We start from the raw sequence: 5,088 nt of genomic DNA on the forward strand, positions 1-5,088 counted from the left end.
TGCGGATGCCGGGCGCGGAAGCCACCCAGCCGCGGCGTCAGCCAACTGGTGCCCAACGTAGGCAGTGCGGTCAGGCGCAGGCGGGTGGCATCCATGTCGGCGGCGCGCATGAAACTGCGACGCAGGGCATCGAAGGCGCGGGTAGCCTCCTTTGCGACGCTGGCACCGGCCTCGGTCAGTTCGACGTGCTGGGCGTGGCGCAGGAACAGTCGTGCACCGGTCTGCTCTTCCAGGCGCCGGACGTGATAGCTGACCGATGCCGCCGTGGTGTCCAGTTCTTCCGCGGCCCGCGCAAAGCTGCCCAGCCGCGCCGCGGCCTCGAAGGCACGGATGGCAACGAGCGACGGCAGGTGGCGGTGGGCGACCATAAGTGTGGCTTAGCCTGAGCCTCGATATCCGCGTGGTCAATCCCCCATACGACGTCGAAGATGAGGCCTCGGACAACGGGGATCAGACATGCAGCGACGTGGATTTCTGGGCGGCCTTGCCGCGTTGTACGGTGCCGGCGCCTTCGGGCTGTGCCTGCCGCTGGGCGCCACCCCTGCCCATGCCGGCAGAGACCATGCCAATGACTGGCGTTGGCTGCAGGGCAACTGGAACGTGCGTCACCGCCGGCTGCAGGAACGCCTGGTGGCCGACACGCGCTGGGTGGACTTCACCGGCACCAGTGCGGTCTGGCTGACCCTGGGCGGGCTGGGCACGATCGATGACAACCTGATGCAGCTGCCCGGCGGCGCCTACCGCGGCCTGGGTGTACGTGCCTTCGATCCGGCCTCCGCCACCTGGGCAATCTGGTGGCTGGATGGCCGCGCTCCCAGCCGCTTCGAAGCGCCGGTGCGTGGCGGCTTCAGCGGTACAGGCGGCAGCTTCCGTGGTGCGGATTCCTTCAAGGGCCAGCCCATCCAGGTCTGGTTCCGCTGGCACGACATCCACGCTGCGCAGCCGTGGTGGGAGCAGGCATTCTCCGCGGACAACGGCTTGCACTGGGAAGTGAACTGGCGCAACTGGTTCACCCGCACGGCAGCGATACCCTCGCCGCTGCCGCTGCAGTCGGATGCGCCCCGCGACTTCGACTYCCTGGTTGGCCGTTGGGCCGTGCAGCATCAGCGACTGCGCGAACGCCTGTCTGGCAGCAACCGCTGGGACCACTTTGATGGCACGCTGCACAACTGGCCGGTGCTTGGCGGCTTCGGCAACGTTGGCGACAATGTCATGAACTTCCCCGCTGCGACCGTATGCGGCATGGGCATCCGCGCATGGGATGCCAGCAGTGGCCAGTGGTTGAGCTGGTGGTTGGATGGCCGCGATCCCACGCGGATCGGCGCACCGGTCCGCGGCGGTTTTGTCGATGGCGTCGGCACGTTCATGGGAGACGACCAGCTGCGGGGACAACCGATCAGAACGCGGGTGATCTGGTCGCGGATCACCTCGCGTTCCGCACGCTGGGAACAGGCGGCATCCGCAGACGGCGGAGCGACCTGGGAGACCAACTGGATCAGCGATTTCGAGCGGCAGGCATGAACGCGCTTGCCTCACTGGTCGCGCTTGCGGTCGCGGTCGCTGGACTGCTGGGGGGTGATGCCAGCCAAGAGGCGTTGGCACTCGACCCTCACGCAGAGCGTTTCGCACCAGGCATCGCGTCGACCCGATACAGCGAAATCCGCCTGACGCTGAGCCCCGACGGACGCACAGCGCTCTGGTTCAGCCGTGACCGGCCTGGCGGCGAAGGTGGCCATGACATCTGGGTTTCGCATCTGCAGCACGGCCAGTGGAGTGCCGCGCGCCCGGTTCCGTTCAACACACCCGGCCGCGATTTCGACCCTGCGTTTACCGCCGATGGCCGCTTCGTGCTGTTCTGCTCCGATCGCCCCGGTGGCCTGGGCGGCGATGACCTGTACAGGGTGCCCGTGCAGGGCCTGCAGTTCGGTGCCGTTGAGCATCTCGGGTCTGCCGTCAACAGTCCCGCCAACGAGTTTGCGCCGATGCTCGCACCCGACGGTGGCACCCTGCTGTTCTCCAGCGACCGAGCAGGTGGCGCCGGTGGCCACGATCTGTATGTCGCGCGGGTGGACGATGGCCAACTGCAACCTGCGCGGCCGGTGGCAGGCGCGGTCAACACGGCCGCGCAGGAGTTCGACGCCACCTTCCTGGGCGATGGCCGGACCATCGTTTTCGCACGTGCACAGGACTTCGGCAGTTCGCGGGTCGAGCAGTTCGCGGCACGCGCGTTCGGTGACCGCTACGTGCCCGGCATACGACTGCCCGCACCCGTCAACGACGGTGCGAGCGACAGCTATGGGGCCATGCTCGACTGGTCCCGCCCTGGCACGCTCACCTATTCAGCGCGTCGCGGCGATGGCGCCAGCCTGGACCTGTACCGGGTGAGCTATCGACTGCCACCGTCCCTGTCGATTCCGGGGCCCCCGGTTCGTCGATAGAAAAAGAGCCCCCGAAGAGAGCATCCACATGCCTTCCGCACAACAGGTTGCCTGCCGCTGTGGCGAAGTGACGTTGAACCTGACCGGCACACCCATCGCCTGCGTCGACTGCTGCTGCAACAGCTGCCGCGCCGCAGGCCTGCGCCTGCAGCGCCTGCCCGGCGCCCAGCGGCTGCTCGGACCGCATGGAACTACCCGGTTCGTCATGTATCGCAAGGACCGGGTGGAGTTCCTGGCAGGAGTGGAGCGCCTGGCCGCGTTCCGCCTCTCAGCCGATGCCGGCACCCGTCGCGTGCTGGCCACCTGCTGCAGCACGCCCCTGTTTCTTGAACTGACCGGCGGCCACTGGCTGAGCCTGTATGGCGGCCTGTGGCCGGAGGATGCCCGGCCGCCGCTGCAGATGCGCACCATGGTGGGCGATCTGCCCGATCCCTCCGTGCTGCCCGCCGATGTACCCAACCTCAAGCAACACTCGCTGCGCTTCTATGCCCGGTTGATGAAGGCCTGGATTGCGATGGGCCTGCGCAGCCCGGATATCCGCATTGAAGGAGAGGTCCATGCCTGAGCCAGACAAGATCGAGATCGAGAGCATCACCTCGCCCGGCAGGACCCAGTGGGTCGACCGGGGCAAGTACAGCGCCATGCGCAGCGCCCTGCTCGGCGTGCTGCCGCAGACGCCGCCCGGGGTTTCCGTTGCCATTGCCAAGCAGTCATTGCTGCCGGCGCTGCCTGCAGATCTGTTCCCCGCAGGCGCAACCGCAGGATGGTGGCTGAAGGCCGTGCAGCTGGATCTGGAAGCCAAGGGCGTGATCGAGCGCGCAGCGGGCAAGCCCGTGCGGTTGTTCAAGCATGCGGTCGTCGGTCGAACGGCGGTGACGTCATGAGCGGTCCATCCAACGATGCGCCTTCATCGTCGCGCAGGTCACTGCTGATCGGTGCTGGACTGTTGCTGGCCATGGGATGGCCGCCCAGCGTGCGCGGCGCCAGCGCGGGCCTGCGCGAGCCCATGGATGCGGCAGCATTCGCCGCCCGCCGGCGCTGGGTCCGCACACCGTTCGGGCGCATCGCCTGCGTGCAACAAGGGAAAGGTCCGGCCGCACTGTTCCTGCACGGGTTCCCGTTGAGCGGCTTCCAGTGGCGGCATGCGATCGCGCAGCTTTCCTCGTCCCGCCGCTGCATTGCACCGGATTTCATGGGCCTGGGCCACAGCGCGGTGGCGGCCACGCAGGACCTGTCTCCGCAGGCACAGAGCGCCATGCTCGTTGCGTTGCTTGATGCGCTATCCGTTGCGATGGTCGACCTGGTTGCCAATGACAGTGGCGGCACCGTGGCCCAGTTGTTCGCTGTGCAGCACCCGAGCCGCGTGCGCACGATGCTGCTGACCAACTGCGACGTGCACCAGAACAGCCCGCCGGTGCAGATGAAGAACTCACTGGCCGCCGCACGCGCAGGCACCTATCACCAGAAGATTGTGCGCCACCTGCAGGATCGCGGCTACGCGCGATCAGCGGCCGGTATCGGTGGCTCGGCTTATGTGGATCCGGCACATTTCAGCGATGAGGCCATCGAATACAGTTTCCGCCCGCTGGTGTCCTCGCCCCTGCGCCAGAAGCAGCTCAATGGCCACCTCGCGGCGTTCGACCCCAATCCGCTGGTGGCCATCGAAGCCTCGCTGCAACGCAGTACGATTCCCACGCGCATGGTGTGGGGAACAGCCGATCCCCTCTTTCCGGGGCGCTGGGCCGAGTGGCTGCACCAGACGCTGCCGGCATCGCGCGGCATCCGCTGGGTGGAAGGCGGACGCCTGTTCTGGCCTGAGGAACAGCCTGCGCTGCTTGCCGATGAGGCCCGGGCGCTTTGGCGAGCCTGATAGGCCTGCCTGACCCGATGCGCCAGCCGCTGGGCTGGCGCGCCCGACTCAACGCGCCATGGCCCGTGCAGCGTGTTCCTGGGACAACTGCTCCCGCTCCTGCTGCTGGCTCGCCTGCTCAGAGCTTGCCGCCAGCGACTGGCCCTGCTGCAGCTCGCGCACGTGCTCGCTGACCGGCGTAGCCACTGCCTGAGCAGTATCGGTGCGGGCGATCTGACGATCTGCGGCGTGCGGCTGGCCCTGCACCGCGAACGCGTACCTGCCGTCGTCACTGAGCACGGCCTCGTCGATCCGCTGCATGCCCTTGGCCTTGGCCGCGACCAGCAGGGCCATGCCCAGCCGTTCGCTCATCTCATCAGGCTGGCGCCCCATTGCCTGGTCGAGGCTGCTCACCGCGCCTTGGCTCTGCAGCCACATGCCGTGGTCCGGGCTGGCGGTGTGCCGTGGGTCCTGCCGGGGCAGCAGCGGTGAGGGCGGCGCGAGCGACTGCAGGTGCTCGCCCTGCACGGCAGCGTCGATCTTCTGCAGATCCTTGCCGCCCGCCGCGGCGATATGGAACAGGCGTTCGGCCATGCCATAGGTGGATTGCCCCTGGTTGCGCGCCAGCCCCAGTGCAAAGGCGTCCACATCCTGCTGCGGGCTGCCGTTGCCGTCCTCTGCAAGCACCTGCCACGATGGCCCCAGCATCGGGTTGTCCCCTACCATCGACTGGGTACGCTCCATCAGCGTGCGCATCTGGGCCTCGCTGAAGCTCAGGGTAGTGAGCTCACCGGCCTTCAC

At 67.5% G+C, this 5,088-nt stretch carries 7 protein-coding genes; 5 read left to right on the forward strand and 2 right to left on the reverse strand.

Annotated elements, in window-relative coordinates; translation table 11 throughout:
• Positions 1–368: LysR family transcriptional regulator (locus AC1VAN_RS10765; RefSeq protein ID WP_480985783.1), on the reverse strand; the 368-nt coding region annotated here is incomplete at its 3' end.
• Between the two features lie 88 nt (positions 369–456).
• Between AC1VAN_RS10765 and AC1VAN_RS10770 the strand changes: the two genes are divergently transcribed.
• Genes AC1VAN_RS10770 through AC1VAN_RS10790 form a run of 5 tightly spaced genes read left to right on the forward strand, consistent with a single transcriptional unit; the run spans position 457 to position 4,308 of the window.
• Positions 457–1,521 carry a hypothetical protein gene (locus tag AC1VAN_RS10770; RefSeq protein ID WP_480985784.1) on the forward strand — a complete coding sequence of 355 codons (1,065 nt, stop codon included), beginning with the start codon at positions 457–459 and terminating at the stop codon, positions 1,519–1,521.
• Positions 1,518–2,438 carry a TolB family protein gene (locus AC1VAN_RS10775; RefSeq protein ID WP_442251081.1) on the forward strand — a complete coding sequence of 307 codons (921 nt, stop codon included), beginning with the start codon at positions 1,518–1,520 and terminating at the stop codon, positions 2,436–2,438. The genes AC1VAN_RS10770 and AC1VAN_RS10775 overlap by 4 nt, the downstream gene beginning before the upstream one ends.
• Positions 2,439–2,466: 28 nt before the next feature.
• The gene (locus AC1VAN_RS10780; protein ID WP_229289815.1) at positions 2,467–3,003 is read left to right on the forward strand and encodes a GFA family protein; all 537 of its coding nucleotides are present in this window, start codon (positions 2,467–2,469) and stop codon (positions 3,001–3,003) included.
• Complete coding sequence (locus AC1VAN_RS10785; protein ID WP_049470813.1) at positions 2,996–3,322, forward strand: DUF6958 family protein; 327 nt, start codon at positions 2,996–2,998, stop codon at positions 3,320–3,322. The genes AC1VAN_RS10780 and AC1VAN_RS10785 overlap by 8 nt, the downstream gene beginning before the upstream one ends.
• Positions 3,319–4,308: an alpha/beta fold hydrolase gene (locus AC1VAN_RS10790; RefSeq protein WP_442251080.1), complete on the forward strand. Its 990-nt coding sequence runs from the start codon at positions 3,319–3,321 to the stop codon at positions 4,306–4,308. The genes AC1VAN_RS10785 and AC1VAN_RS10790 overlap by 4 nt, the downstream gene beginning before the upstream one ends.
• A gap of 48 nt (positions 4,309–4,356) precedes the next feature.
• Here the strand turns inward: AC1VAN_RS10790 and AC1VAN_RS10795 are convergent.
• A partial coding sequence (locus tag AC1VAN_RS10795) for an XVIPCD domain-containing protein (RefSeq protein WP_480985785.1) occupies positions 4,357–5,088 on the reverse strand: 732 nt, incomplete at its 5' end.

This window comes from Stenotrophomonas sp. 05L44_2 (assembly GCF_056665995.1).